The 25,610-nt window shown below is 60.0% G+C and carries 26 protein-coding genes; 11 read left to right on the top strand and 15 right to left on the bottom strand.

The annotated features are described in order from the left end of the window. Window positions 1–100: 100 nt before the first annotated feature. Both ACA041_RS31085 and rep read right to left on the bottom strand, forming a co-directional pair. On the bottom strand, window positions 101–673 hold the full coding sequence (locus ACA041_RS31085; protein ID WP_497439231.1) for a xanthine phosphoribosyltransferase: 573 nt from the start codon (window positions 671–673) through the stop codon (window positions 101–103). Between the two features lie 69 nt (window positions 674–742). Then, window positions 743–2,752 (bottom strand): DNA helicase Rep, encoded by a 2,010-nt coding sequence (gene rep, locus ACA041_RS31080; RefSeq protein ID WP_497439230.1) that lies wholly within the window; start codon window positions 2,750–2,752, stop codon window positions 743–745. A 261-nt stretch (window positions 2,753–3,013) separates the two neighbouring features. Between rep and ACA041_RS31075 the strand changes: the two genes are divergently transcribed. Next, on the top strand, window positions 3,014–4,687 hold the full coding sequence (locus ACA041_RS31075; RefSeq protein WP_497439229.1) for a putative bifunctional diguanylate cyclase/phosphodiesterase: 1,674 nt from the start codon (window positions 3,014–3,016) through the stop codon (window positions 4,685–4,687). Between the two features lie 113 nt (window positions 4,688–4,800). Here the strand turns inward: ACA041_RS31075 and ACA041_RS31070 are convergent, their stop codons facing one another. Then, window positions 4,801–6,195 (bottom strand): NorM family multidrug efflux MATE transporter, encoded by a 1,395-nt coding sequence (locus tag ACA041_RS31070; RefSeq protein WP_497439228.1) that lies wholly within the window; start codon window positions 6,193–6,195, stop codon window positions 4,801–4,803. Between the two features lie 158 nt (window positions 6,196–6,353). On the opposite strand from ACA041_RS31070, the gene ACA041_RS31065 reads away from it, so the two are divergent. Together ACA041_RS31065 and ACA041_RS31060 are read left to right on the top strand one after the other, a co-directional pair. Beyond that, entirely contained in the window at window positions 6,354–7,274 is a 921-nt protein-coding gene (locus ACA041_RS31065) for a LysR substrate-binding domain-containing protein (protein WP_497439227.1), read from the top strand. A 182-nt stretch (window positions 7,275–7,456) separates the two neighbouring features. After that, the gene (locus tag ACA041_RS31060; protein WP_497439226.1) at window positions 7,457–8,671 is read left to right on the top strand and encodes an aldose 1-epimerase family protein; all 1,215 of its coding nucleotides are present in this window, start codon (window positions 7,457–7,459) and stop codon (window positions 8,669–8,671) included. Window positions 8,672–8,676: 5 nt separating this feature from the next. Here ACA041_RS31060 and ACA041_RS31055 read toward each other — a convergent pair whose 3' ends face one another. From ACA041_RS31055 to ACA041_RS31045, 3 genes are all read right to left on the bottom strand, one after another. Continuing rightward, on the bottom strand, window positions 8,677–10,170 hold the full coding sequence (locus ACA041_RS31055) for a YifB family Mg chelatase-like AAA ATPase (protein WP_497439225.1): 1,494 nt from the start codon (window positions 10,168–10,170) through the stop codon (window positions 8,677–8,679). A gap of 390 nt (window positions 10,171–10,560) precedes the next feature. Further along, the gene (locus ACA041_RS31050; protein WP_497439224.1) at window positions 10,561–11,076 is read right to left on the bottom strand and encodes a hypothetical protein; all 516 of its coding nucleotides are present in this window, start codon (window positions 11,074–11,076) and stop codon (window positions 10,561–10,563) included. A gap of 150 nt (window positions 11,077–11,226) precedes the next feature. Then, window positions 11,227–11,388 (bottom strand): hypothetical protein, encoded by a 162-nt coding sequence (locus tag ACA041_RS31045; RefSeq protein WP_497439223.1) that lies wholly within the window; start codon window positions 11,386–11,388, stop codon window positions 11,227–11,229. A gap of 193 nt (window positions 11,389–11,581) precedes the next feature. Between ACA041_RS31045 and ACA041_RS31040 the strand changes: the two genes are divergently transcribed. Beyond that, complete coding sequence (locus ACA041_RS31040; RefSeq protein ID WP_497439222.1) at window positions 11,582–11,845, top strand: HigA family addiction module antitoxin; 264 nt, start codon at window positions 11,582–11,584, stop codon at window positions 11,843–11,845. 5 nt (window positions 11,846–11,850) lie between these two features. Here ACA041_RS31040 and ACA041_RS31035 read toward each other — a convergent pair whose 3' ends face one another. Together ACA041_RS31035 and ACA041_RS31030 are read right to left on the bottom strand one after the other, a co-directional pair. Continuing rightward, window positions 11,851–12,372 (bottom strand): BRO-N domain-containing protein, encoded by a 522-nt coding sequence (locus ACA041_RS31035; RefSeq protein ID WP_497439221.1) that lies wholly within the window; start codon window positions 12,370–12,372, stop codon window positions 11,851–11,853. A gap of 459 nt (window positions 12,373–12,831) precedes the next feature. Continuing rightward, entirely contained in the window at window positions 12,832–13,092 is a 261-nt protein-coding gene (locus ACA041_RS31030) for an accessory factor UbiK family protein (protein WP_121733396.1), read from the bottom strand. Window positions 13,093–13,508: 416 nt separating this feature from the next. Here ACA041_RS31030 and glnK point away from each other — a divergent pair, with 416 nt between their 5' ends. From glnK to sutA, 4 genes are all read left to right on the top strand, one after another. Next, window positions 13,509–13,847, top strand: coding sequence for a P-II family nitrogen regulator (glnK, locus tag ACA041_RS31025; RefSeq protein ID WP_002555808.1), 339 nt, complete (start codon window positions 13,509–13,511; stop codon window positions 13,845–13,847). Window positions 13,848–13,882: 35 nt separating this feature from the next. Beyond that, window positions 13,883–15,220 carry an ammonium transporter gene (locus ACA041_RS31020; protein ID WP_497439220.1) on the top strand — a complete coding sequence of 446 codons (1,338 nt, stop codon included), beginning with the start codon at window positions 13,883–13,885 and terminating at the stop codon, window positions 15,218–15,220. Between the two features lie 213 nt (window positions 15,221–15,433). Then, window positions 15,434–15,859 carry a secondary thiamine-phosphate synthase enzyme YjbQ gene (locus ACA041_RS31015; RefSeq protein ID WP_497439219.1) on the top strand — a complete coding sequence of 142 codons (426 nt, stop codon included), beginning with the start codon at window positions 15,434–15,436 and terminating at the stop codon, window positions 15,857–15,859. 102 nt (window positions 15,860–15,961) lie between these two features. Further along, window positions 15,962–16,285, top strand: coding sequence for a dormancy-specific transcriptional regulator SutA (gene sutA / locus ACA041_RS31010; RefSeq protein ID WP_497439218.1), 324 nt, complete (start codon window positions 15,962–15,964; stop codon window positions 16,283–16,285). A 200-nt stretch (window positions 16,286–16,485) separates the two neighbouring features. Here the strand turns inward: sutA and ACA041_RS31005 are convergent, their stop codons facing one another. From ACA041_RS31005 to lptM, 6 genes are read right to left on the bottom strand one after another with little or no spacing between them, the layout of a single operon-like run. Next, complete coding sequence (locus ACA041_RS31005; protein ID WP_497439217.1) at window positions 16,486–17,190, bottom strand: HAD family hydrolase; 705 nt, start codon at window positions 17,188–17,190, stop codon at window positions 16,486–16,488. Beyond that, a complete protein-coding gene (gene xerC / locus ACA041_RS31000) occupies window positions 17,187–18,086 on the bottom strand; it encodes a tyrosine recombinase XerC (protein WP_497439216.1) in 900 nt (299 codons plus the stop codon). Before xerC ends, ACA041_RS31005 begins: the two co-directional genes overlap by 4 nt. A 2-nt stretch (window positions 18,087–18,088) precedes the next feature. Next, a complete protein-coding gene (locus ACA041_RS30995; protein ID WP_497439215.1) occupies window positions 18,089–18,814 on the bottom strand; it encodes a DUF484 family protein in 726 nt (241 codons plus the stop codon). Between the two features lie 13 nt (window positions 18,815–18,827). Beyond that, entirely contained in the window at window positions 18,828–19,658 is an 831-nt protein-coding gene (dapF, locus tag ACA041_RS30990; protein ID WP_497439214.1) for a diaminopimelate epimerase, read from the bottom strand. A 4-nt stretch (window positions 19,659–19,662) separates the two neighbouring features. Beyond that, window positions 19,663–20,910 (bottom strand): diaminopimelate decarboxylase, encoded by a 1,248-nt coding sequence (lysA, locus tag ACA041_RS30985; RefSeq protein ID WP_497439213.1) that lies wholly within the window; start codon window positions 20,908–20,910, stop codon window positions 19,663–19,665. Between the two features lie 9 nt (window positions 20,911–20,919). Further along, entirely contained in the window at window positions 20,920–21,096 is a 177-nt protein-coding gene (gene lptM, locus ACA041_RS30980) for an LPS translocon maturation chaperone LptM (protein ID WP_497439212.1), read from the bottom strand. A 329-nt stretch (window positions 21,097–21,425) separates the two neighbouring features. Between lptM and cyaY the strand changes: the two genes are divergently transcribed. From cyaY to rnk, 3 genes are all read left to right on the top strand, one after another. Then, window positions 21,426–21,758, top strand: coding sequence for an iron donor protein CyaY (cyaY, locus tag ACA041_RS30975; protein ID WP_497439211.1), 333 nt, complete (start codon window positions 21,426–21,428; stop codon window positions 21,756–21,758). 4 nt (window positions 21,759–21,762) lie between these two features. Then, window positions 21,763–21,981 (top strand): DUF1289 domain-containing protein, encoded by a 219-nt coding sequence (locus ACA041_RS30970; protein ID WP_497442203.1) that lies wholly within the window; start codon window positions 21,763–21,765, stop codon window positions 21,979–21,981. A gap of 281 nt (window positions 21,982–22,262) precedes the next feature. Then, window positions 22,263–22,673: a nucleoside diphosphate kinase regulator gene (gene rnk, locus ACA041_RS30965; protein WP_497439210.1), complete on the top strand. Its 411-nt coding sequence runs from the start codon at window positions 22,263–22,265 to the stop codon at window positions 22,671–22,673. 7 nt (window positions 22,674–22,680) lie between these two features. Here rnk and ACA041_RS30960 read toward each other — a convergent pair whose 3' ends face one another. Next, window positions 22,681–25,527, bottom strand: a complete 2,847-nt coding sequence (locus ACA041_RS30960; RefSeq protein WP_497439209.1) for a class I adenylate cyclase — start codon at window positions 25,525–25,527, stop codon at window positions 22,681–22,683. Window positions 25,528–25,610 lie beyond the last annotated feature (83 nt).

The raw sequence follows: 25,610 nt of genomic DNA, 5'->3' as shown, positions 1-25,610 counted from the left end.
AGCCTGCTGGCGATGGCTGTCTGTCAGTCATGAAGATTTTAACTGACACGACGCCATCGCCAGCAGGCTGGCTCCCACAGGGGAAATGCGGTGCTGCTGGTTATTCGATGAAAGTGACCACGCCATCCTTCAGCGACTGCACGCGAGCCAGCGACTCAACCCGATAACCCTGCGCATCCAGCTCCGCACGACCGCCCTGGAACGACTTCTCGATCACGATCCCCAGACCCGCCACGGTGGCACCCGCCTGTTTGATGATCGAAATCAGCGCCTGGGACGCCTTACCGTTGGCCAAGAAGTCATCGATGATCAGCACGCGATCGCTGCTGGTCAGATGGCGCGGGGAGATCGCCACGGTGCTTTCGGTCTGCTTGGTAAACGAGTAGACAGTCGCCGACAGCAGATTTTCAGTGAGGGTCAGGGACTGGTGCTTGCGGGCGAAAATCACCGGCACGCCGAGGTTCAGGCCGGTCATGATCGCAGGGGCGATGCCCGAGGCTTCGATGGTGACGATCTTGGTGATGCCCGCGTCCTTGAACAGCGTGGCGAATTCGTCGCCGATCAGCTTCATCAATGCCGGGTCGATCTGGTGGTTCAGAAAGGCGTCGACTTTCAGGACCTGGTCGGAAAGCACGATGCCTTCTTCGCGGATTTTCTTGTGCAGTGCTTCCACAACAGCTTCCTCAGTTGGCGCAACGGGCGCCTGGCTCGTAAAAAGTGCTTGGTTAAAAAGCAATCAATTCTAGCGCTTTAACATCGCGCGTATATCCGCCAATGCGGTGTTGCCACGAACGGCTTTGACTTCAACGGGTGTATCGTCGGTGCCTTCCCAGGCCAGGTCGTCCGGCGGCAGCTCATCAAGGAAGCGGCTCGGCGCGCAGTCGATGATCTCGCCGTATTGCTTGCGCTTGGCGGCGAAGGTGAAGGCCAGCGTCTGACGTGCACGGGTAATCCCGACGTAGGCCAGGCGGCGTTCTTCCTCGATGGTGTCGGCTTCGATGCTGGAGCGGTGCGGGAGGATTTCCTCTTCCATGCCCATGATGAACACGTAGGGAAATTCCAGGCCCTTGGAGGCGTGCAAGGTCATCATCTGCACACCTTCGGCGCCGTCTTCCTCTTCCTGCTGACGTTCCAGCATGTCGCGCAGGACGAGTTTGCCGATGGCGTCTTCGACGGTCATCTCGCCTTCTTCGTCTTTCTCCAGCGTGTTCTTAAGTGCCTCGATCAGAAACCACACGTTGCCCATGCGGTAATCGGCGGCCTTGTCGCTGGAGCTGTTGGTGCGCAGCCAGTTCTCGTAGTCGATGTCCATGACCATGCTACGCAGCGCCGAGATCGGGTCTTCGCCGGCACACTGCTCGCGAACCTTGTCCATGAAGCGCTTGAAGCGCGACAGGCGATCGGTGAAGCGCGCATCCAGGTGTTCGCCCAGGCCGATTTCGTCGGTGGCGGCGTACATCGAAATTTTTCGCCCGGTGGCGTAGTTGCCCAGCTTTTCCAGGGTAGTCGAACCGATTTCCCGGCGTGGGACGTTGATCACCCGCAGGAAGGCGTTGTCGTCGTCCGGGTTCACGATCAAGCGGAAGTAGGCCATCAGGTCTTTCACTTCCTGACGTCCGAAAAAGCTGTTGCCACCCGAAAGTCGATACGGGATCTGGTGGTGCTGCAGCTTCAGCTCGATCAGCTTTGCCTGATAGTTACCGCGGTACAGAATCGCGAAATCGCTGTACGGCCGATCCGTGCGCAGGTGCAGGGTCAGCAGCTCCACGGCCACGCGCTCGGCTTCGGCGTCTTCGTTGCGGCAGCGGATCACGCGGATCTCGTCGCCGTGGCCCATCTCACTCCACAGCTGCTTTTCGAATTCATGCGGGTTGTTCGAGATCAGCACGTTGGCGCAACGCAGGATGCGGCTGGTGGAGCGATAGTTTTGCTCGAGCATCACCACTTTCAGGGACGGGTAATCGTCCTTGAGCAGCATCAGGTTTTCCGGCCGCGCGCCGCGCCAGGCGTAGATCGACTGGTCGTCGTCGCCCACTACGGTGAACTGGTTGCGCGTGCCGATCAGCAACTTCACCAGCAAATACTGGCTGGCGTTGGTGTCCTGGTATTCGTCCACCAGCAAATAGCGGACTTTGTTCTGCCATTTTTCGAGGATGTCGGCGTGTTCCTGGAACAGCTTCACCGGCAGCAGGATCAGGTCGTCGAAGTCCACCGCGTTGAACGCCTTGAGCGTGCGCTGATAGTGGGTGTAGACGATGGCGGCGGTCTGTTCCTTGGGGTTGCGCGCGTTTTCCAGGGCTTCGGGCGGCAGGATCAGGTCGTTCTTCCACGAGCCGATCATGTTCTTGATCTCGTCGACGCCGTCGTCGCCCGAGTATTCCTTCTGCATGATGTCGGTCATCAAGGCTTTGACGTCGGTCTCGTCAAAGATCGAGAAGCCCGGCTTGTAGCCCAGCCGCACATGTTCCTTGCGGATGATGTTCAGGCCCAGGTTGTGGAAAGTGCACACCGTCAGGCCGCGGCCTTCGCCACCCTTGAGCAGGGTACCGACCCGTTCCTTCATCTCGCGCGCGGCCTTGTTGGTAAAGGTCATGGCGACGATGTACTGGGCGCGGATGCCGCAGTTCTGGATCAAGTGGGCAATTTTGCGGGTGATCACGCTGGTCTTGCCGGAGCCTGCGCCGGCGAGCACCAAAAGAGGGCCGCCGACGTAGCTCACGGCTTCTTGCTGCCGGGGATTGAGTCGGGACATACGAAATCAGGGAGTCGTTTGCGAAATGGGCCGGCATTTTAACAGGCTCAGCGAATTGTGCTGCTCTCTCCGACTTGTGACGTAGCGCGCGTTCTCCAATTGCCGGTTTGTTTACTTTCACGCAGGATGCGCAACGAGTTTGCGACTAATGTTCGAAATTCGAGTTCAAGGCCACGTTTGATAACCGATGTCATTTGGTCATTGGGGACCGGCGCTGCATAATGCCCGCCGCCTACATTTTTGCAGAGTCTAGGAGCTAGCTTGTCTACGCCTGTCGAACCCTTGCGTTTGCTGCTACTGGCCGAAGAGCCGGCGTGGACAGCGTTGTTGCGCGAGTGTCTGGCTCCGATGGGGAGCTCGGCCGTGCTGATCAGTGCGCCGAGCTGGGAGTCGGTCAGCAGCCTGTTCGATGACAACCGCAGCGCGGTGTTGTTGACGATCCCGGCGCTTCAGCCTCTGCCTGGTCGTTGCAAGCTGCCGACAGTGTTGCTGCTCGAACATGAGCCGCTGTCGCCGCCCGACGGTGTGAGCGACTGGCTGGTGCGCGATCTGCTCGATCCGGGCATGTTGCGCCGTTGCCTGCGGCATGTGCGTGAGCGCGGCGTGCTGGAAAACACGCTGCAGCGCCTGGCTGAGCAGGATCCGCTGACCGGCATCGCCAACCGCCAGGGGTTCCAGACCCTGCTGGCGGCAAGGTTGGCGGAAAGCGACGGCCGCGGCCTGGCCCTTGGTCATCTCGATCTCGACAACTTCCGTCACGCCAACGACTCCCTCGGCCATCAGGCCGGTGACCGATTGATCCTGCAAGTGGTCGCGCGGCTCAAAAGCCAGCTCGAAGCCGGCGATCAGCTGGCGCGGTTGGGCAGCGATGAGTTCGCCTTGCTGATCGACACCCGTCGCGCGCCCCAACGGGCCGAGTGGATGGCCGAACGCATCACCGAAGCGCTGGCGGAGCCCTATTGGGTCGACGGCGAAAGCCTGCTGATCGGTTCCAGTCTCGGTATTGCCCACGCCCGGGCCCAGGCCGGTGCTGACCCGCTGATGTGGCACGCGCACATCGCCATGCAGCAGGCCAAGAGTACCCAGGGCTGCACCTTTCATATTTTCAACGAACGCATCAATCGCAATGCCCGCAGCATGGCTGACCTCGAAAGTGAGCTGCGCCGGGCCTTGCGTCGCGATGAGCTGGAGCTGCATTACCAGCCGCGGCTCAACCTCGAGGACGGGCAAATCGTCGGTCTCGAAGCCTTGGTACGCTGGCGTCATGCCGAGCGCGGCTTGCTGCCACCGAGCGAATTCGTGCCGCTGGCCGAGCAAAGCGGTTTGATCGTGCCCTTGGGTTACTGGGTGATTTCCCGCGCCCTGCGGGACATGCAGGCGCTGCGCGAACGGGGCTTGCCGGCGTTGCACATGGCAATCAACCTGTCGTTCCGGCAGTTCCAGGACAGCCAATTGCTGTCGACCCTGAGCCGGCTGATTGCCGAGCGCGGCGTCGAAGCGCAGTGGCTGGAGTTCGAACTGACCGAAACCGCGGTCATGCGCCGCAGCGATCTGGTGAAACAGACCATGGATGCCCTCGGGCGCCTGGGCGTGCGTTTTTCCCTGGACGACTTTGGTACCGGGTTTTCGTCCTTCGTGCACCTCAACAGCCTGCCGATCACCTTGCTGAAAATCGACAAGAGCTTTGTCGGCGGCATGGAGCAACGAGAAGAAAATCGCAAGCTGGTGCACGCGATGATCAACCTGGCCCACAACCTCAACCTTGAAGTGGTCGCCGAAGGGGTGGAGACGCCGGAGCAGCTGCATCTCTTGCGCGGGTTTGGTTGTGATCAGGTGCAGGGGTACCTGATCAGCAAGCCGTTGCCGTTGGTGGAGTTGGTGGAATATCTGGGCTTTGGCAGCGGTCAGCAGCCAGCACTGGAAGGCGTGGTTTAAACACGGACAAAATGTGGGAGCGAGCCTGCTCGCGAAAGCGGTGTGACAGTCGACATCAATGTTGACTGACACGGCCTCTTCGCCGGCAAGCCGGTCTCGCTCCCACAGGGACATCATTCTGTCTGAACGGCTTCGAAACTCTGCGCCGCCGGCTCCCGCCGAATCATCCGCTTCATTTTCCATTCAAACGCCAGCGTCAGGCTCACCGCCGCGCACGCCAGCCCCAGCGCCAATCCCCACCAGACGCCCGTCGGCCCCCAGTTCAAATGGAAGGCCATCCACCAGGCAGCCGGCGCACCAATCAGCCAGTAGCAACCCAGCCCGACCAGGAATGTGGTCTTGGCATCCTTGAGCCCGCGAATACAGCCCATGGCAATGGTTTGCGTGCCGTCGAACAGCTCGAACCACGCCGCTACCGCCAGCAGGCTCACGGCCAGGTTGATGACCTCGCGGAAGGCCGGGTCGTCATGGTCCAGGAACAAACCGATCAACTGGTTTGGCAGCAGCCAGAAGACCATCGCGAAGCCGAGCATGGCCGCCGCACCGAAGGCGATCCCGACCCGTCCGGCCAGCCGCGCCCCCAACAGTTGCCCGGCACCGTAGTGCTGGCCGATGCGCATGGTGATGGCGTAAGAAAGCCCCGCCGGAATCATGAACGCTACGGAGACGATCTGCAGGGCAATCTGATGCGCCGCCAGTTGCGTACTGCCCATGGTGCCCATGCACAGCGCCGCGAAGGCGAACAGTCCGACTTCCACCGCGTAGGTGCCGCCAATTGGCAGGCCGAGGCGCCACAGTTCCTTAAGGTACTGACGGTTGGGCCGTGACAGGCCTTGGCGCAATGGATAAGCGTCATAGGCCCGGTGCCGCCGAATGTGCAGGGCCAATGCCAGCGCCATGAGATTGGCAACGATCGCCGTGACCAGGCCGATGCCCACCAGGCCCATTTTCGGCAGGCCGAACATTCCGGTGATCAATGCATAGTTGAGCAGGAAGTTGGCCACCGTGCCGCCAAGGCTGATGACCATCACCGGCGTCGCCCGGCCGATGGCGCTGGTAAAACCGCGCAGCGCCATGAAGCTCAAGTAACCAGGCAGGGCAAACGGCAGGATCAACAGAAATTGCCCCGCAGCCTGGACGTTGGTTTCGGTTTGGCCGAACAGCAGCAATAGCGGTTTGAGGTTCCACAGCAGCAAGCCCGCCACCAGTGCCATCAGCCATGCCAGCCATAGGCCGGCCTGGGTCAGCCGCGCGGCACCCACGATGTCGCCCGCGCCCTGACGGATCGCCACCAGGGTGCCGACCGCCGCAATCACGCCAATGCAGAAGATCGACACGAACGAATAACTGGCCGCGCCCAGGCCGCCACCGGCCAACGCCTCGGGGCTCAGGCGCGCCATCATCAAGGTATCGGTGAGGACCATCAGCATGTGCGCCAACTGCGAGGCAATCAACGGCCCCGCCAGCCGCAGGATGGCCCGGAGTTCAATACGCGCTGGATGCTGCATGATCATCACGCTCGAAGGTCAAAGTCATCAGGAAAGCGTCGATTCTCGGCGCTCTGCGGGGTTTGCACAAAGGGATAAAAAGGATGGGTTGCATGATTAAAACTCATGCTAGGAAGTTTCTGTTAAGTTGATCTCATTCCGCTGTAGGAGCTTTCCTGATGTCCCGTCGTCTTCCTCCCTTGTATGCCCTTCGCGCATTCGAAGCAGCGGCGCGGCATAGCTCGTTTACCCGCGCCGCCGAAGAGTTGTCGATCACTCAGAGTGCAGTCAGCCGGCACATTCGTACGCTCGAAGAGCACTTCGCCTGTCGGCTGTTCCATCGCAGTGGGCGCAATCTGCAATTGACCGAGTCCGCGCGGCTGATCCTGCCTGGCATCCGCGAAGGTTTCGCGGCACTGGAGCGCGCCTGCCACACCCTGCGTGCCGAAGATGACATCCTGCGCATGAAAGCTCCCTCCACCCTGACCATGCGCTGGTTGCTGGCGCGGCTCAGCCGTTTCCGGCACCTGCAACCAGGCAACGAGGTGCAACTGACCAGCGCCTGGATGGACGTCGACTCGGTGGACTTCAACCATGAACCGTTCGACTGCGCCGTCATCCTCAGTAACGGGAATTTTCCTCCGGACTGGGAGGCCAGCTTCCTGTTTCCGGAAGAGCTGATTCCAGTCGGCGCGCCGAATCTTCTGAACGATCAACCCTGGGACGTCGCGCGCCTGGCCAATGCCGAACTGCTGCACCCGACCCCTGATCGCCGTGACTGGCGCAATTGGCTGGAGCGCATGGGCCTGACCGATCAGGTGTCGCTCAAGGGCGGGCAGGTGTTCGACACGCTGGAACTGGGCATGATTGCCGCCGCCCGGGGGTATGGCGTATCCATGGGGGATCTGCTGATGGTGGCGGAGGACGTGGCCCAGGGACGTCTGAGCCTGCCGTGGCCGACGGCCGTCGCCAGCGGTGAGAAATATTACCTGGTCTGGCCGAAAACCCGTCCTGGTGGCGAGCGTATGCGTCGGCTCAGCGATTTCCTGCAGGGCGAAGTGCGGGCCATGGAGTTGCCGGAGGTCGAGCGTCTGGGCTGAATTGAACTAGCCGGCCCCTGATTCGATGTGGGAGCGAGCCTGCTCGCGAAGGGATCGCTGCAATATCCATGTCTGCCCAAAGCTCCGAATCGAAGATCTCTTGAGTGATCTTTGTTTTTAAGCTTGATGAATCGTTTCAGCAAGTCTATAAAAATGGCACAACTCCAAGAAAGGCTACTGCCATGACCCCGCTCAAACTCTTCGTCAGCCTCGGTGCGCTGACCGCCGCCTCCCACGCCATGGCCTGGGACTACGTCTTGCTCGACACCGACAAGGCCGCGCAAAACTGGCAGATCACCAGCCAGCAACTCGGTGTGAAAACCGACAAACCCTTCTCCGTTACCCTGCGCACCCTGCACGGTGGTCGGCAGGAGGGTGTCAGCATCGTCGACATCGATAACGGCACGATGAAACTCTCGGTGGTGCCGACACGAGGGATGAACGTCTTGCAGGCGACGGTAGGCAGTGTGCGCATGGGATGGGATTCGCCGGTCAAGGAGGTCGTCAATCCGTCCTTCATCGAACTCAACGGTCGTGGAGGGCTGGGCTGGCTGGAAGGCTTCAACGAACTGGTCACCCGCTGCGGCTATGAATGGGTCGGCCACCCCGGCATGGACAATGGCGAATTGCTGACCCTGCACGGTCGCGCCGCCAACATCCCGGCCAACAAAGTTACCCTGCACATCGACGAAAAACCGCCTTACGCCATCAGCCTGCGCGGCGAGTTGAAAGAGCAGGCGTTCAAGAAAGTCGACTTTTCCGTCGCGACCGAACTCGTCACTGAACCTGGCAGTGTGAGCTTCAGCCTCAACGACACCCTGACCAATAACGGCGACTATCCGAAGGAATACCAGGCGCTGTACCACAGCAACTTCAGCACCCCGTTTCTGGAGCAGGGGGCCCGTTTCGCCGCGCCGGTGAAGCAGGTATCACCGTTCAACGACAAAGCCAAAGGCGATCTGCCGGACTGGCAGACCTATCGCGCACCGACCAAGGACTACGACGAGACGGTTTACAACGTGGTGCCCTATGCCGACGCCAAGGGCGATACGCTGACTGTGCTGCATAACAAGGCCGGCAGCTTGGGTGTCTCGGTCGGCTTCAACACTCAAACACTGCCCGTGTTCTCCCTGTGGAAAAACACCGATACCCAAGGGCAGGGTTATGTCACGGGTCTTGAGCCGGGAACGAGTTTTTCCTACAACCGCCGGTATCAGCGGCCACTGGGTCTGGTGCCGACGATTGCAGCGAAGGAGCAGAAGCAGTTCCTGATCAGTTACAGCTTGCTGGCGGATAAAACCGCTGTGGATAAGGCCTTGAAACAGGTGAGCGATATTCAGGGCGGGCGGGAAACCGAAGTGCGGCAGACGCCATTGGTAGATCTCTCCAAGCAATAAAGCCATCAGTTAGTGCTTGGCCGGTACTGCAGCGCCTCAGCCAGATGCTCACGGGTGATGCCATCGACTTGCTCAAGGTCCGCCAAAGTGCGCGCCACCTTGAGCAATCGGTGGGCCGCTCGCAACGACAGCGTCAACCGTTCGCAGGCGGTTTCCAGCCAGTTTTCATCCACTGTGGATAAAGTGCAGTGCCGGCGCAGGCCTGGCAAGTCGAGGAAGGCATTGGCGCAGCCTTGGCGTTTATGTTGTCGCTCCCTGGCCTCGGCAACCAGCACGGCGGCAGTGGCCGTGTCATCGCCGGGCATCGACGAGGGGTTCAGCGCCGTGGCTTCCCGTGCGACGGTCAGGTGCAGGTCGATGCGATCCAGCAGCGGCCCCGACAGTTTGTTGCGATAGCGCTGAACCATGTCCGGCGTACAGGAGCATCGACCGCTCGGCTCACCAAGATATCCACAGGGGCAGGGATTCATCGCTGCGACTAGTTGAAAGCGCGCCGGAAAGCGTACGCGGTCCCTGGCGCGGGAAATCACGATGTGTCCGGATTCCAGTGGCTCCCTTAAAACTTCCAGCACCTTGCGATCAAATTCCGGCAGCTCATCCAGGAAGAGCACGCCGTGGTGGGCGAGGGTGATTTCGCCGGGTTGAGGTTTTGAACCGCCCCCCACCAGCGCCGGGCCGGAAGCGGAGTGATGGGGCTGGCGAAACGGTCGCTGCGGCCAATGGCTCAAGGGCACGCAACTGGCCACCGATTGAATGGCCGCCACTTCCAGCGCCTCGCTTTCTGCCAGCGGCGGCAACAGCCCCGGCAGACGACTCGCCAACAGTGTTTTGCCCGTCCCCGGTGGCCCGCTGAACAGCAGGTTATGCGCGCCCGCCGCTGCAATCAGCAACGCACGCTTGGCCGCGAGTTGGCCCTGCACTTCGTTCAAGTCGGGATAAGGTTTGCTGGCATGCATCAAGCCATCCGAAATGTAAGGCTCGATGGGCGTATGACCATTGAAATGCGCAACGGCTTCCAACAGATGATCCACCGCAATCACCTTCAACCCCGACGCCAGGCACGCCTCTTCGGCATTGGCCCGCGGCACCACCAATGTCCGTCCGGCCTTGCGCGCTGCCAGTGCCGCCGGCAATACACCGCGAACGGCCCGCACTGCACCGGATAGCGCCAATTCTCCAAGGCATTCCACATCGTCCAGCGTCAACGTCGGCACCTGGACACTGGCCGACAAGATCCCCAAGGCAATCGCCAGATCGAACCGCCCGCCGTCCTTTGGCAAATCGGCGGGGGCGAGATTCAACGTAATGCGCCGCGCCGGAAATTGCAGACCCGAATTGATGATCGCGCTGCGCACGCGGTCCTTGCTCTCCCTCACGGCTGTTTCGGGCAATCCGACCATCGTCAGCGAAGGCAAACCGTTGGCCAAATGGACTTCCACGGTGACGGCGGGTGCATCCACGCCAATCTGGGCGCGGCTGTGGACGATGGAGAGGGACATGGTCGTTCCTTGAGCTGACGGAGAACCGCTTCCTGCGGTTTTTGAAGGGTAGTCGAGCTGGAATGCAGTGCTCAAGTAGAGGTTTACAAGACGTATCAATGACTTCTTTGCAGTCCGCCGATTGGCAGTATTTAGTCAATGAATTAGTCAGCTATTCGTTGAATAGGCCCTCTGCAATTGCTAGAATTTAGTCCAGGGCTCTTACAGAGCAGGGGTGTTGAGGTTCACTACGATATTGCCTCAATACTGTGGATGTGCAGGATTCGTGGATCCTGTGGTAGCGGCAACCGGCAACAAATGGTTGGCTTTCGACCCCTTTCGAGAGAGGTTTCTCGGACGTGCTAAGCGAGCGCTGCGACTACCAGCCCTGAATACATTGCAAAAAGGCGCCTATGGCGCCTTTTTTGCTTTCAGAGTGCCCACATTCATTGCACCCCGATTGCGATGGTTCTTGTACGCGGTCACGACGGAATAGAAATCGACACCCTCCGCATTCCGCTGCGGTGACAAAATCGCACACCCTCGCGCCCCCCTAACAATCGTCAGCCGGTATCCATCACGCGTTTGATAACCCTCACACAGCACTTGGGCGCCTTGGGTCAAAATTGCGGCAACAAAAGCCGGAATTTCATCAATCGACTTGCAGCCCCATCCAGGCAGCTCATGATGATGACCTTCCCAAATGTGATTAACCCCAAAGCCCTTGCCAAATCCTAAGTGCCTGCCGACTCGTAAATAAACTTCACCTCCTATCACAGACAAGTTCCGACTCTTGTACGCGGTGACATACGCATAGCTCAGTTCTCCTGATACGGGGTGAGGCACACCGTGATCTTTATCCAGGGTTGCAAAATCGATGACAGACAAAACAGGTAGTGTCGGTGCTGTAAAAAGCGAGTCGTCCATAATCGTCACACAGTAGGGACCAAGACGGATGGGCTCCGGCAATCGGGTTGGCAAATTTCACTGGATGTTGCGGGTACTGAGCCGGCCAATGATGAGGCGCAAAAAATAGCCACTCAGACGGTTTCTTTCATGAAAGGGAATTCAGTTCCGTCAACCGGCCAGTAAACCCCTTGGCTCAAATTCTTTGCCGTGCGCGGCGGCGACTTCAAAAAAGCGGCGTTGATTGGCCGATATATTTCCGGCCAGCCGAAGTGCTTCGGCGTGAAACGCTGCAATTTGTAGCAGTTTTGCCTTTCGTTTTTTTTGGCTCATACGCACCTCGTGCTAGATCTGACCACAGAAGGTAACGGAGAGAGACGGGATTTCGAAATCAGGTGAGAGCGACAGTTTTTGTAGGACTGTTCCGAAATGTATGAAGGCCAATGCCTGAATAGCGGGGGCGCTCTTGTGTGCTCGAGGGGGCTGCTTATGATCACAGCAGATCAAGCCACCCGGAGAAGGGAATATGAACACTAATGGAATGCGCTCGATTCATCCCGGAGAAATCCTTGAGCAGGAGTTTCTTGAGCCATTGGGCGCCACGGTGGCTGATCTTGCTTGCCAGTTTCCTGATTTCGAGATTGAACTGACAAAACTTGTAGCGCAGAGCACAGGAGTCAGTCCGGACCTTGCCAGGAAGCTGGCCACTCACTTCAATACCACGCCCGATTTTTGGTTGAATCTGCAATCGACCTACGAAGTGCGCAGTGACGATATCGAGCGTGGTTAGGTTGTCTATAACGACTGGAATACTCGCGACGCTTTTTTCCACCACGGCACATTGACCGCGTGTTGTGCCGGTTCTTCATTCGGCAGCAGATGCGGCACATCCTGCAGCCGAATCCACGGCTGGTTATTCCAGTGCAGCAAACTCAGCGACATCTCGGGCCAGTTCAGACGGCTCAGGAGCGGGCGTTCGGTTGAGGTGGGTTGTTCTGCGTCTCTTAGGGCTGGCACCACATCGTGGGTCAACCATTCGCGTAAGGCTCGGTATTCCGGGCAGTAGTGGTAGACCAATAATGCGTAAACGCCGGATTCGCTGATCAGCAGCGTGTTTTTGATGCTGCCGTGGCTGAGTATTTTTGCGGTTTGGCGTTGGTCGGGGTCGAGTTTTCGGAGGGTGCGTTCGTCGAGGAAGAGGCGCAGCAGTCGGCCGAGGTCGCGGGCGCTGAACCAGGGTTGGTTTTGCAGGAGAAGGGCGTGGAGGTGGAGTTTGTGGCGGGTGAAGATGTGGGGGACTAGGTAGTTTTCGTCCATCGTGCAGTTCTCGGATTCGAATGAAGAAAACTGCCTCTGATCGTCGCCAAACGAAAAGGGTGGCAGCTATGCGCGGGTTGGCGAACCGGTGAACCCCGAAAAACCGGCAGACCCGAAGGTCTCCCACGCAAAGCCGCCATAATTCGAGATGGGAATAATTCCCTGATTCGAACGTGGTCACGGTGCGTCGGGGCTTTCCAGGTCGCCAAACCCAGTGCTGAACATTCAGCATTGGGTGAGCTTAGGAACCTGGGCTTTGCGGCGCAATCGGACGGCGGTGGTGATGTTTGTAGGACGTTGCTGAGATGTGTGCGGGACTCAAAAGATCGTCCGAACGCGGCCCGAGCCCTCGGCAGCTCCTACAGGGGTGGTCGAGCCAGTGTGGGGTGGCTTGGAAGACCGAGGCGACCCTATTCGCGAGCAGCCTCGCTCCCACAGGGGGCCGCGTTGTCATTTGGGTTATTCGGTTGGTGGGTTGAGCTTCGCTTCCAGCTCGGCGACTTTCGCCTCGAGGCTTTCCAGCCGTGCCCGGGTTCGTGCCAGCACGACCATCTGGCTGTCGAATTCTTCACGGCTCACCAGATCCAGCTTGCTGAAGCCGCTCTGCAACAAAGCCTTGAACTGGCTTTCGATTTCGCTTTTCGGCAGTGGGTTGTCGCCGCTGAAGAGGCGGGAGGCGGTGCCGCTCAGGGCGTCGAGGAAGTCTTTGGGCGCGAGCATGGGAAATGGTCCTGGAAACAATGGCGAGCAGTGTATCACGCAGTGTCTATAGTCAATCCCGACCGCAGGGATGCACGCTTTTCGCGCATGCGCACAGACGGCGGCGCACTGTTGTTGTGCGTAATCCCCGGGCCATTCTGGCGCAGGGGCCGCTGGTTGCGATCAAGTCGTTGAATTCAGTGGTTTTAGTGGAGATGGCAAGCTTTCTGCTTAGTCGGTAGTGACCCATGCACTGATGCAGTCGCTGTGACGAATGCAGTGCGCCAAGCGGAACGGGGAAGTTTCGTGCGGAGTGGTTAGCTGGCGTCGGACGGGCAGGTAAGGCCGACGATGCGTTACAAAGCCAGGCACTGCGCTTAGACTTGAGTCGGGTTTGTTTTCCTGGGGCAAGTCCACCAATTCGGGAGAGAGTTTTCATGAAGCTAGTCACTGCCATCATCAAGCCGTTCAAACTGGACGACGTGCGCGAGTCGCTGTCCGAGATCGGCGTGCAGGGCATTACCGTTACTGAAGTCAAAGGCTTCGGTCGGCAGAAGGGTCACACCGAGCTGTATCGCGGCGCGGAGTACGTGGTCGATTTTCTGCCCAAGGTGAAAATCGATGTCGCTATTGACGACAAGGATCTGGATCGGGTTATCGAGGCGATAACCAAGGCGGCCAACACCGGCAAGATCGGTGACGGCAAGATCTTCGTGGTCAATCTGGAACAGGCGATTCGCATCCGTACCGGCGAAACCGATACCGACGCAATCTAAGCCGCCACAAACCCAACGCCCCAGGAGAAAACAATATGACTCTGCGTAAATTCGCAGGGCTAGGAGCCCTGTTGTCCCTCGTAATGCCCGGCCTGGTCATGGCGGCAGACGAAGTGGCGGCCCCAGTCCTCAATTCGGGTGACACTGCCTGGATGCTGACCTCGACAGCCCTCGTGCTGTTCATGACTATTCCCGGCCTTGCGCTCTTCTACGGCGGCATGGTTCGCTCCAAAAACATTCTTTCCGTGATGATGCAGTGCTTCGCCATTACCGGTCTGATCAGCATTCTGTGGGTCATTTATGGCTACAGCATCGCGTTCGACACCACCGGCATGGAGCAGGGCGTCGTCAACTTCAACTCGTTCTTCGGCGGCATGGGCAAGGCGTTCCTTGCCGGTGTCACGCCATCGAGCCTGACGGGTCCCGCGGCGCTGTTTCCTGAGGCGGTGTTCATCACCTTCCAGATGACCTTCGCCATCATCACCCCGGCGCTGATCGTCGGTGCCTTCGCCGAGCGGATGAAGTTCTCCGCCATGCTGATCTTCATGGGCATCTGGTTCACCCTGGTGTATGCACCGATCGCGCACATGGTCTGGTCCGGCAACGGCGGCCTGATGTGGGACTGGGGCGTGCTCGACTTCGCCGGCGGCACCGTGGTGCACATCAACGCCGGTGTGGCCGGTCTGGTCTGCTGCCTGGTACTGGGCAAGCGCAAAGGCTTCCCGACCACCCCGATGGCTCCGCACAACCTCGGCTACACGCTGATGGGCGCTGCAATGCTGTGGGTCGGCTGGTTCGGTTTCAACGCCGGTTCCGCCGCGGCGGCCAACGGTACTGCCGGTATGGCGATGCTGGTGACCCAGATCGCAACCGCCGCCGCTGCCCTGGGCTGGATGTTCGCCGAGTGGGTCACCCACGGCAAACCAAGCGCACTGGGTATCGCTTCGGGTGTTGTGGCCGGTCTGGTCGCCATCACTCCGGCCGCTGGCACCGTGGGCCCGATGGGCGCGCTGGTGATCGGTCTGGCCGCGGGCGTGGTGTGCTTCTTCTGCGCCACCACCCTGAAACGCAAACTGGGCTATGACGACTCCCTGGACGCCTTCGGCGTGCACGGTATCGGCGGTATCCTCGGCGCGATCCTGACCGGCGTCTTCGCCGCCCCGGCTCTGGGTGGTTTCGGCGCGGTCACCGATATCGGTGCACAGGTATGGATCCAGCTCAAAGGCGTGGGCTTCACGGTGATCTACACCGCGATCGTCACCTACATCATTCTCAAGGTGCTGGACGTGGTCATGGGTCTGCGTATCACCGAAGAAGAAGAGGCTGTCGGCATCGACCTGGCACTTCACAACGAGCGCGGCTACAACTTGTAAGAACGCGCATGAAAATTTGCCCGGCTTGCCGGGCATTTTTTTGTCTGGAGTTTGTCAGTGAAGGAACAGCTGAAAGGTTTTTTCGCACACGTTCAGTGGCATTTACCCGAGGTGTTTTTGTGCGGCCAATGGCTTACATGATTGAAGGAATATTAGGGCCTTTGTTTTTTCCCAGAGCGCGCTAGAATGCGCCCCGAACGTGCGGAGAACTGTATGTGGCAACAGACTCTGATTACCCTGCGGGCGAGGCCCCGGGGCTTTCATCTGGTAACGGACGAGTTACTCGCCGGTCTGCCTGAAATCAAGGCATGTCGGGTCGGTCTGTTGCATTTGTGGCTGCAGCATACCTCGGCGTCGTTGACCATCAACGAGAACGCCGATCCGGCGGTACGTCGCGACTTCGAACGATTTTTCAATCGTCTGATCCCACAAGGAACAGACGGCTATGAGCATAACGACGAAGGCCTGGACGACCTCCCGGCGCACTTCAAGGCCAGTGTGCTTGGCTGTCAGCTCAGTTTGCCGATCAAGGCGGGCCGACTGGCGCTGGGGACCTGGCAGGGCGTTTATCTGGGCGAGCACCGTGATCATGGCGGTGCCCGTAAAGTCCTCGCCACCGTGCATGGTGAAGAGGCATAAGCCGTTGGTCATCAACGGCGGTTGAATTTTTTCCGGCAGCCGTCGACAGACGGCGAAGCTGGGCTATAACTAATCTGCTTTTCGCAAGTCATGAGGTAGAACATGAGCGACGATGATCTGGAAAACGACGACCTCGAAGTAGGCGACGACGACGAAACCGAAGAAGGTCTGGAAGCAGCGACGGACGACGTCGTTGAAGACGACGGCGGTGAAGCGCCCGTTCCGACCGCCAAAGGCAAGGCCAAGGCAGCGGTATCGGTCGATGAGCTGCCGAGCGTCGAAGCCAAGAACAAGGAACGCGACGCCCTGGCCAAGGCCATGGAAGAGTTTCTTGCGCGCGGTGGCAAGGTGCAGGAAGTGGAGGCCAATGTGGTCGCCGATCCTCCCAAGAAGCCTGACAACAAGTATGGCAGCCGGCCTATCTGAGCCTTTGCCTTGCTTGCTGGAAAAGCCCGCCGTCGCTGCGGGCTTTTTCATGGGTCAGACAAAAATCCGGAGCCTTGCGGTGATCCCTTGTGGGAGCGAGCCTGCTCGCGAAGAGGCCGTCACATTCAAAATTGATGTCGGCTGACCCACCGCGTTCGCGAGCAGGCTCGCTCCCACAGGGGTTAAGTGTGAATTCAAGGTCAGTGTTGGGCGTTCCAGCGGGCCAGCAATTCCGGCAGCTCGGTCAGGCTGTTAATCTCCGCATCCGGCGCCTTCTCGGCCTCCCACACCTTGCCCGCCGGGTTGAACCAGATCGCCCGCAACCCTGCCTGCTGGGCGCCCGCAATGTCATCACCCGGATGATCGCCGATATGCACTGCTGTCTCAGCGGTAGCGTCACCGCGTTGCAACGCCTCATGAAACAGTCGCGCATCGGGTTTGGCGATGCCGATGTCTTCAGCGCACAGCGCAAACTTGAAGTAATCCGCCAGCCCTAACCGACGCACATCGGCGTTGCCATTGGTCACCACGCCCAGGGAATAGTGCTTGGCCAAGGTCTCCAGCGTCGGTTCGACTTCAGGGAAAACTTCGATCTGATGCCGCGCATGCAAAAACACTTCAAAGCTCTTGTCGGCCATGTCCGACGCCTGATCATGGTCGTATCCGGCTTCTTCCAGCGCATGGAACAGCACTCGCCGGCGCAGGGCGCTGATGCGGTGCTTGAGGCTCGGCTCGTTGCTCAGAATCCGCTCGCGAATCGTCCACAAATGCTCCACCGGCAGCGCGCCCAGATTGGGTGCATGCTCGGCCAGCCATTCGCGCAATATGGCTTCGGCGCTGACGATCACCGGGGCGGTGTCCCACAGGGTGTCGTCGAGGTCGAAGGTAATCAATTTGATGGTCATGAATCATCGCCTTTAATGCGTTTGGCCCGTGGATGGGCGCTGTCGTAAACCGTGGCCAGGTGCTGGAAATCCAGGTGGGTGTAGATCTGAGTGGTCTTGATGTCCGAATGGCCAAGCAGTTCCTGTACCGCGCGCAAATCCTGCGATGATTCGAGCAGGTGGCTGGCGAAAGAGTGTCGCAACATGTGCGGGTGCAGGTTCTGTCCCAGCTCGCGCTCGCCAGCGGCCTTGACCCGCACCTGGATCGCCCGCGGGCCCAGGCGGCGGCCTTGCTGGCTGACAAACACCGCGTCGTCCGCCGGGTTGGCCATGGCCCGCAAGGGCAGCCACTGCTCCAGCGCTTCGCGCGCTTTCTTGCCGACGGGCAGTAATCGCGTCTTGCTGCCCTTGCCGAGCACTTGGACCATGCCATCGGCCAGGTCCAGCTGATCGAGATTGAGCCCGGTCAGCTCCGAAAGACGCAAGCCCGAGGAATAGAACAACTCCAGGATCGCCTGGTCCCGACGCGCCAGGAAGTCATCTTCCACCGCGCCTTCAAGCAATTGCAGGGCGCGGTCGGTGTCGAGGGTTTTCGGCAGGCGGCGTTCGCCCTTCGGGGGCGCCAGGCCATTGGCCGGATCGTGGTCGCAGAGGCCTTCGCGGTTCAGATAATGATAGAGCCCGCGTACGGCCGACAGCAGCCGCGCCAGGCTGCGCGAAGATTGACCCTGGGAGTGCAGGCGCGCAATCAGGCTGCGCAGGCGCTGGATATCCAGCGCGGCCCAGGTGTCGATGTTCTGTTTGACGCACCAGCCGAGCACTTTGTCGAGGTCGCGGCGGTAGGCATACAGGGTATGAGGCGACACCTGTCGCTCACTGCGCAGGTGTTCGCAGTAAGCGTCCAGTTGCCGTTCCACGATCAGCGTACCGTGCGCAGGGAGCTGTTGACCCGTGGCAGCACTCGGCCCATGACTTCGGCGATGTAGCTCAGGAACAGCGTGCCCACCGAGCTCTTGTAGTGTTGTGGATCGCGGCTGGCGATGGCCAGGACGCCGTGAATGCCTTGATAGCTGATGGCGACGACCGCAGTGGAACCGATCTGCTTGCGCTGTTCTTCACCGAACAGGAAGTCCAGTTCGTGTTCACGCAGGCTGCCGCTGACGCTTTTGTCTTCCGAGAGCAAGCCGCCAATGGCCGTTTGCGCGTCGGCATGGGTTACCCAGCGGCCGACCGGCATCGGGTTGTCGCCCAGCAGGATCAGGCTGACAAAGGGCACCTGGAAGTCCTGGCGCAGGCTGTCTTCGACACTGATCACCACGTCTTCCAGGCTGGTGGCATCCATCAGCGCGAGAATCAGGCGGCGAGTCTTGTCAAAGAGTCGGTCGTTGTCGCGGGCCACGTCCATCAAATGCGAGAGGCGATGACGCAACTCGATATTGCGGTCGCGCAGGATGGTCATCTGGCGTTCCACCAGGGACACGGTGTCGCCGCGCTGGTGGGGAATGCGCAAGGCCGGGAGCAGTTCTTCGTGTTCGACGAAGAAATCCGGATGAGCCTCCAGGTACGCGGCAATCGCCGCCGCCTCAAGGCTTTCGGAAGGGGATTCGTCGGGCTGTAGGGCGGGAACCTGGGGCTTATCGTTCATGGATTCGACTCTCTCAAAGACGCACTTGTCCTTCATAAACGCGAACTGCCGGACCGGTCATCATCACCGGTTGGCCTGGGCCTGCCCATTCAATGGACAGACGCCCGCCGGGCAGGTCGATCAATAGCGGCGAATCCATCCACCCCTGGCTGATCGCGGCCACTGCGGCAGCACAGGCGCCGGTTCCGCAAGCCTGGGTTTCCCCGGCACCGCGTTCCCAGACGCGCAGCTGCGCACGATTGCGGTCGATGACCTGGAGAAAACCGACATTGACCCGCGAAGGAAAGCGCGGATGGTGTTCGATTTTCGGCCCCAGTTCATGCACCGGCGCGTTGTTGATATCGCTGACCCGCAGCACGGCATGGGGGTTGCCCATGGACACGGCGGCCAATTCGATTGCCGTACCGTCTACGTCAACCCGATAGCTCAGGGCCTGTTCCGGCGCGTCGAACGGAATGTCGGCCGGCACCAGGCGCGGTGCGCCCATGTTGACCCCAATCTGGCCGTCGCTGCGGATATCCAGTTCGATGATGCCACTTTTGGTTTCGACGCGGATCTGCCGTTTCGCAGTCAAACGCTTGTCGAGCACGAAGCGGGCGAAACAGCGCGCACCGTTGCCGCACTGTTCCACTTCGGAGCCGTCGGCATTGAAGATCCGATAACGGAAATCCACATCCGGATTGCTCGGCGCTTCAACGATCAACAGCTGGTCGAACCCGATACCGGTGTGCCGATCGCCCCATTGCTTGGCGTGCTTGGGCAAAATATGCGCGTGCTGGCTGACCAGGTCGAGGACCATGAAGTCATTGCCCAGGCCGTGCATCTTGGTAAAACGCAGCAGCATGGTTTTACTCCGGCAGCAGGCTTTCGCCAGCAAACAACTCGGCTACCGTTTCACGGCGACGCACTTCAAATGCCTGATCACCGTCCACCAACACTTCGGCAGCGCGGCCACGGGTGTTGTAGTTGGAACTCATGACAAACCCATAGGCACCGGCCGAATGCACGGCCAGCAGGTCGCCTTCTTCCAGGGCCAGCTGACGATCCTTGGCCAGGAAGTCGCCGGTCTCGCAGATCGGTCCGACGATGTCATAGGCGCGGGCCGCCGTATCGCGAGGGCGCACGGCGGTAACGTCCATCCAGGCCTGGTACAGCGCCGGGCGGATTAGATCGTTCATGGCCGCGTCGACGATGGCGAAGTCCTTGTGTTCGGTGTGCTTGAGGTACTCGACCTGGGTCAGCAACACACCGGCGTTGGCAACGACGAAACGGCCCGGCTCGAACACCAGCGCCAGATCCCGACCGTCGAGACGCTCGCGCACGGCTTTGATGTAGTCGGCAGCCAAGGGCGGCTCTTCATCGCGATAACGCACGCCCAGACCACCACCAAGATCGATGTGGCGCAGGTAGATGCCGCACTCGCCAAGGCGGTCGACCAGGCCCAACAGGCGGTCGAGGGCGTCGATGAAGGGGGGCAGGGTGGTCAGTTGCGAACCGATGTGGCAATCGACACCGACCACTTCCAGGTTGGGCAGCTGCGCGGCGCGGATGTACACGTCTTCGGCGTCGGCGATGGCGATGCCGAACTTGTTCTCTTTGAGACCGGTGGAAATGTACGGATGCGTGCCGGCATCGACGTCCGGGTTCACGCGCAGCGAGATCGGCGCGCGAACGCCCAGTTCGGCGGCGACCACTTGCAGACGTTCCAACTCATCGGTGGATTCGACGTTGAAGCAGTGCACGCCGACTTCCAGGGCACGACGCATGTCGTCACGAGTCTTGCCGACGCCGGAGAACACGATCTTGTCGGCGCTGCCGCCAGCGGCCAATACACGCTCAAGCTCGCCACGGGAGACGATGTCGAAACCGGCGCCAAGGCGCGCCAGGACATTCAGTACGCCCAGGTTGGAGTTGGCCTTGACCGCAAAGCAGACCAGGTGCGGCATGCCGGCCAGCGCATCGGCAAACGCCAGGTACTGGGCTTCGATGTGTGCGCGGGAGTAGACGTAAGTCGGTGTGCCAAAGCGCTCGGCGATGGCGGACAGGGCAACACCTTCCGCGAACAGCTCACCGTCACGGTAGTTAAAAGCGTCCATGATGTTCCCTTATTGGTAGACGTCGTGCTTGTGTGCTTTAGACGCAGGCTGTTGTTGCGACGACTTGGCCTGCTCGACAGGATCCTGGCTGTCATCAGGCAGGTACAACGGGCCTTTTTGACCACAGGCCGACACAAGGCAGGCGACCGCGGCGAGCGCAGCTAGGGAAGAGATCAGGCGCTTCATGGCGAAATCCTTGAAAATACATTAATTGCGCCGGAGTATACCGGCCACCCGGCAGCTTGCCTATGCAACGGGGCTCCCGTCCGGCGGGCCTTCGCCCGAGGCCTGCCAGCCAGATGCAATCCCTGTGGGAGCGAGCCTGCTCGCGAAGGCGGTGTGTCAGCCAGCAACGATGTCGAATGTGCCAGCCTCTTCGCGAGCAGGCTCGCTCCCACAGGTACAGCGCTTGAGGTATCGATATCGGCGCTTGATCGTTATCCTTTGCAATCACCGGGGCTCGCCCGTATCTTGCGGCGCTTGAGCGTGAGTAGACACTTTTTGAGGTTGCCGCAATGAGTTTGACTGAAGCCCGTTTCCACGATCTCGTCGATGCCACCCAGCAATCGCTGGAGGATATTTTTGACGAGAGTGGCCTGGATCTCGATCTCGAAAGTTCGGCCGGTGTGCTGACCGTCAAGTTCGAAAACGGTACCGCGCTGATCTTCAGCCGTCAGGAACCCTTGCGTCAGCTGTGGCTGGCGGCGGTGTCCGGTGGCTTTCACTTCGACTATGACGAAGAAAGCGAGCGCTGGATGTGCGACAAGAGCGAAGAGCAGCTGGGCGAAATGCTCGAGCGCATCGTCAAGCAGCAAGCTGATGTCGAACTCGATTTCGAAGGTCTGTGAGACGGTGACCCAGCCTGCGCCCGTTCGTCCGCCCAAGCCGCTCTACAGCAATGTCAGCCCGGCGGTGCCTTCGCCGTGCAGCGGTGTGTGTCGGCTGGATGAGCAGAAGGTCTGCTTGGGGTGTTTTCGCCATGTCGAAGACATCCGCGAATGGCGTTCGGCCGATGATCAGCGTCGGCGGGTGATTTGCGCCCAGGCCGCTCAACGCAAAACCAGCGCCTGACGCGCCACCTGTGGGAGCGAGCCTGCTTGCGAATGCGGTGGACCAGTCGACATCTGACTGACTGACATATCGCTTTCGCGAGCAGGCTCGCTCCCGCAAGGTCTGCTCCGTGCCAACTTGCAATTTCCCCCTGTCGGGCCCGTGGTCGCGCCTCACTTGTATATTTATTGAGCTGTGATAGTGTCCGGGTACGCCTCAACTCATCGAGGTTCGTGAAAACCCCGCCTTTTTCTGGCGGGGTTTTGCTTTTTTCGTGCAGAAGAAAGGAGTCTGCCCTGATCATGACCGCACCTTCCATCACCCTTACCCGACTGGACGTACAACGTCTGGAGCGCCTGATCGACAGCCTGGATGACACGCTGCCGGGCGTTATCGCGCTGCAAACCGAACTGGATCGCGCCGATACCTTGGTCGGTCACGATGAAGTGCCCGCCGATGTCGTGACCATGAATTCCCGTGTGCATTGCCGTGAAGAAATCAGCGGCAAGGACTATCACCTGACCCTGGTTTACCCCAAGGATGCCAATTCCGACGAAGGCAAGATTTCCATTCTGGCGCCAGTAGGCAGTGCACTGCTCGGCCTCAAGGTCGGTCAGCATATCGACTGGCCGGCTCCGGGCGGCAAGACCCTCAAGCTGACCCTGCTGGAAGTCGAATCGCAGCCTGCCCATGGCGGCGACTTCCCGGAATGACGTCCCCTCAGACCTGCTCGAGCGCCTGGTTCAATGCGCGTTCCAGGTCGGCCTTGTAACGCAAGTACAGATTGCTTGAGTGCTGCCCATCACCGAACAGGCCGGACAGGTCCAGGTCGGTGATGTAACAGCGATAGCGCTCGGTCTCTCGACGCTGACCGACGATTTCCCTGGCGACCACGCTGTACAGCTGGTCGCCATGTTCCAGCTCTGAAAACTCCCGCTGATTGCAATACAACGTCACCTGCACCTGCCCCGGTGCGGCCTTGCCGACGATCGCCTGCACGTCGTAGAACCGCTGGTTGACCGGGGTTTGCGGCGCCGCCCGGGCTTCGACCCGACGCGCCCGCACGGGGCCCGATGGCAGCAGCTGGAAATACAGGGTTTCCAGGCTCAGGGGATGGGCGGTGTCCAACGGCAGCAAGGCGTCTCGCCGGTACTGGATCGATTGCAGGAACCTCTGCAGCGGCACCAGCAGGCTTTGCTCGTCGTGGTAGGGCAAACGCTGATGCCACAGCGCGTTGAATTCATCCAGTACGTACAGATCGGCGTGCAATGCGCTGATCCGATAGAACACCTGAACGCATTCGGGCTGTCCCATGGGCAATACCAGCGCCAGATCCTGGTCTTCAAGCGCCATCGGGTCCAGGTGCAACGGGCTGTAGCTGGCCAGTTCCTGGCCCAGGTATTCGACCAGCGCCGGCAGCGTGGCGAGGGCGACGTGTTTGACATTGCCGGGCACCAGCTCCAGCACGTGGTAATGCTGCTGGACCTGGATCAGGTAGCGCTGATTGAGTTGGCTCAGCAGCAGGTTCTGCGCGGTGTCGAGAATGTCTTCGACCCGTCGGGCGATGAATTGCGCGCGGTTGTGGCAAAAGCAATGCACCCGCAGCCTGGGTTGCTGCAGCCCCTTAGGCAGGTTATTGAGGTAATCACGTACGCAGGTGAGCAACGCATGGGGGCCATCAAAACGGCTGACCAGTACTTCGTTCCAACTGTTGAGCATAACCTGGTCAAGGGTCAGCACCAGATTTTCCCGAACCCCGGCGTAACTCAGGGAGTCGGTGCGCTCGGTTGTCATCAGGATATTCAGGTCGCGGTGATGCTTGAGCGGATCGATGCCGACGTTCACCAGTATCAGCACTTCGCTGGGCACACTCGCGCGCAACAGCGGCTCTTCGGCGACGGTTGTCAGGGGCAGGGCGATGCTCTGTTGCAGACTACCGAGCAGGTTGAACAATTCAGACTCGCTCAGGTCGCTGCTGCCGGGATGCAAGGCCAGGCGCGTGCCGCCGTCGATGACGCCGTTGCGGTGACACCAGGTCAGCAGTTCCAGTAACTGGCGGCTGCGCTTGATTGGCGCAAAATGCTCCCACTCATGGGCGGTCAGGCTGCCGTTATACAAACCCCATTGAGTTTGCCTGGGCTCTTTCTTGTTTGGCACCTGCACCAGCGTCAGGGTGTCTTCGGCCAAATCCGGAGCGATGCCCGGATTGATGAATTCGATTTTGTTCGCCTTGCGCTCGAAAGCCGCATACAGCCGTCGACCCAGCACATTGAGGTCGCGCTTGTTAATCAGGCTGACGGTTTGTTCGTTGCGGGCGAACTGGGTGAGGAAGCGGTAACTGTAATTGAGTTCGTTAACCAAGGCCCGGCGCTCAGAGCCGACCTGACGGACTTTCCACTGGCTGCGGCTATCGAGCAGGGCCAACTGCCGCTGATCCCAATGCCATTCGTGGGCCAGGCGCTCAAGCAGCGAACGTTGCCAGCTCTGGGCACGACTGCTGCTGCCGGTGAGTTTGCGGTTCACCTTCAAATACAGTGCGCGCCGTACCAGCTCCAGCCGCTCCGGCTCGTGACGGGCGTTGAGGTATTCCTCGATGCGTCGGTAGACCACGACATAGGGATCCAGCTCGTCGAGGTCGAGCTGGTTGGCGAATACGGCGTGTTTGAAGCGCAGGCTGAGGCAATGGACTTTGGGGTGTTCGCTGGCGTAGACCTCGATCAGCAGCAGCTTGAGCACCGACTTGTACGGCGACTCGATGCCCTTGAATAACTGCCATAGCCCGGCACCGATGAATTCGCCGGGCGGAATATAGGCCAGATGCCCGAGGTCGAGGGTTTCGTCGGCACGGATGAAGCGCTTGGTCAGCAAGGCGTGGGTATAGCGTTCGTAAGCGGCCTCTTCGTAAACCGGCACCAGCCACCAGATCGGCGTGCGTCCGGCCAGCCAGATCGCCGTGCGGTAGAACTCGTCCAGCAGCAAATAATGCTGGGTGGTGCCGCAGTCTTCGCCGCTCAGTTGATTGTCGCGCTCGCCGAGCACGAAGCGGGCCGGGTCGATCAGGAAAAAATGCGCCTCGGCGCCTTGGCTGGCCGCCCAGGTTTCGAGCAGGTGGCACTTTTTACCCAGCTCGGCCAGTTCGCTTTCACTCAAGTCCGGTGCATGGCAGACCCAGACGTCCATGTCGCTGTTGTCGGCCTGGGCCAGGGTGCCAAGGCTGCCCATCAGGAACAGGCCGTGGATCGGCCGGGGCGGATTGCTGCCGTGGCGCGGTTTGTAGGAAAACGAGCGGGTCAGGCGCTGGGCTTCGACGAGAGCGCTGGCATCCGGCTCGTAGTTCGACAATCCGGCCGGTGTACTGCCCGAAACGTAACCCGGCAGCAGTGGATGATTGACGTGAAAAAACAGCGGCAGCAGGGTCAGTACGCCTTGCTGGCGGGGTGATAGCCCCTCCATGGCGCGCGCCAAGCGGCCCTCGTTGAGCTTCAGAAACCGTGCGCGCAGTTGGCTCAGAACCTTGCGGTCGATGCCTTCTTCCAGGTCGGGGCGGATTTCATGGGGGTGGGTCATGTCAGCTCAAACCGGCGCGATTGGCTCGGACGTGGAAGGCCTCAGGATGAGGGGCAGTTTAGCGCCTCGGCCCCGGGTCTTTT

The organism is Pseudomonas sp. LBUM1676, from assembly GCF_059695605.1.
The sequence above is the reverse complement of the archived record's forward strand: the minus strand, read 5'-3'. Positions and strand labels throughout refer to the sequence as shown.

Excerpts from the sequence above, each read along its gene's own strand:
- rep (WP_497439230.1), bottom strand. The coding sequence starts at position 2,752 with ATGTCCCGACTCAATCCCCGGCAGCAAGAAGCCGTGAGCTACGTCGGC.
- ACA041_RS31070 (WP_497439228.1), bottom strand. The coding sequence starts at position 6,195 with ATGCAGCATCCAGCGCGTATTGAACTCCGGGCCATCCTGCGGCTGGCG.
- ACA041_RS31065 (WP_497439227.1), top strand. The coding sequence starts at position 6,354 with ATGTCCCGTCGTCTTCCTCCCTTGTATGCCCTTCGCGCATTCGAAGCA.
- ACA041_RS31060 (WP_497439226.1), top strand. The coding sequence starts at position 7,457 with ATGACCCCGCTCAAACTCTTCGTCAGCCTCGGTGCGCTGACCGCCGCC.
- ACA041_RS31055 (WP_497439225.1), bottom strand. The coding sequence starts at position 10,170 with ATGTCCCTCTCCATCGTCCACAGCCGCGCCCAGATTGGCGTGGATGCA.
- ACA041_RS31050 (WP_497439224.1), bottom strand. The coding sequence starts at position 11,076 with ATGGACGACTCGCTTTTTACAGCACCGACACTACCTGTTTTGTCTGTC.
- ACA041_RS31045 (WP_497439223.1), bottom strand. The coding sequence starts at position 11,388 with ATGAGCCAAAAAAAACGAAAGGCAAAACTGCTACAAATTGCAGCGTTT.
- ACA041_RS31040 (WP_497439222.1), top strand. The coding sequence starts at position 11,582 with ATGAACACTAATGGAATGCGCTCGATTCATCCCGGAGAAATCCTTGAG.
- ACA041_RS31035 (WP_497439221.1), bottom strand. The coding sequence starts at position 12,372 with ATGGACGAAAACTACCTAGTCCCCCACATCTTCACCCGCCACAAACTC.
- ACA041_RS31030 (WP_121733396.1), bottom strand. The coding sequence starts at position 13,092 with ATGCTCGCGCCCAAAGACTTCCTCGACGCCCTGAGCGGCACCGCCTCC.
- glnK (WP_002555808.1), top strand. The coding sequence starts at position 13,509 with ATGAAGCTAGTCACTGCCATCATCAAGCCGTTCAAACTGGACGACGTG.
- ACA041_RS31020 (WP_497439220.1), top strand. The coding sequence starts at position 13,883 with ATGACTCTGCGTAAATTCGCAGGGCTAGGAGCCCTGTTGTCCCTCGTA.
- ACA041_RS31015 (WP_497439219.1), top strand. The coding sequence starts at position 15,434 with ATGTGGCAACAGACTCTGATTACCCTGCGGGCGAGGCCCCGGGGCTTT.
- sutA (WP_497439218.1), top strand. The coding sequence starts at position 15,962 with ATGAGCGACGATGATCTGGAAAACGACGACCTCGAAGTAGGCGACGAC.
- ACA041_RS31005 (WP_497439217.1), bottom strand. The coding sequence starts at position 17,190 with ATGACCATCAAATTGATTACCTTCGACCTCGACGACACCCTGTGGGAC.
- ACA041_RS30995 (WP_497439215.1), bottom strand. The coding sequence starts at position 18,814 with ATGAACGATAAGCCCCAGGTTCCCGCCCTACAGCCCGACGAATCCCCT.
- dapF (WP_497439214.1), bottom strand. The coding sequence starts at position 19,658 with ATGCTGCTGCGTTTTACCAAGATGCACGGCCTGGGCAATGACTTCATG.
- lysA (WP_497439213.1), bottom strand. The coding sequence starts at position 20,910 with ATGGACGCTTTTAACTACCGTGACGGTGAGCTGTTCGCGGAAGGTGTT.
- lptM (WP_497439212.1), bottom strand. The coding sequence starts at position 21,096 with ATGAAGCGCCTGATCTCTTCCCTAGCTGCGCTCGCCGCGGTCGCCTGC.
- cyaY (WP_497439211.1), top strand. The coding sequence starts at position 21,426 with ATGAGTTTGACTGAAGCCCGTTTCCACGATCTCGTCGATGCCACCCAG.
- rnk (WP_497439210.1), top strand. The coding sequence starts at position 22,263 with ATGACCGCACCTTCCATCACCCTTACCCGACTGGACGTACAACGTCTG.
- ACA041_RS30960 (WP_497439209.1), bottom strand. The coding sequence starts at position 25,527 with ATGACCCACCCCCATGAAATCCGCCCCGACCTGGAAGAAGGCATCGAC.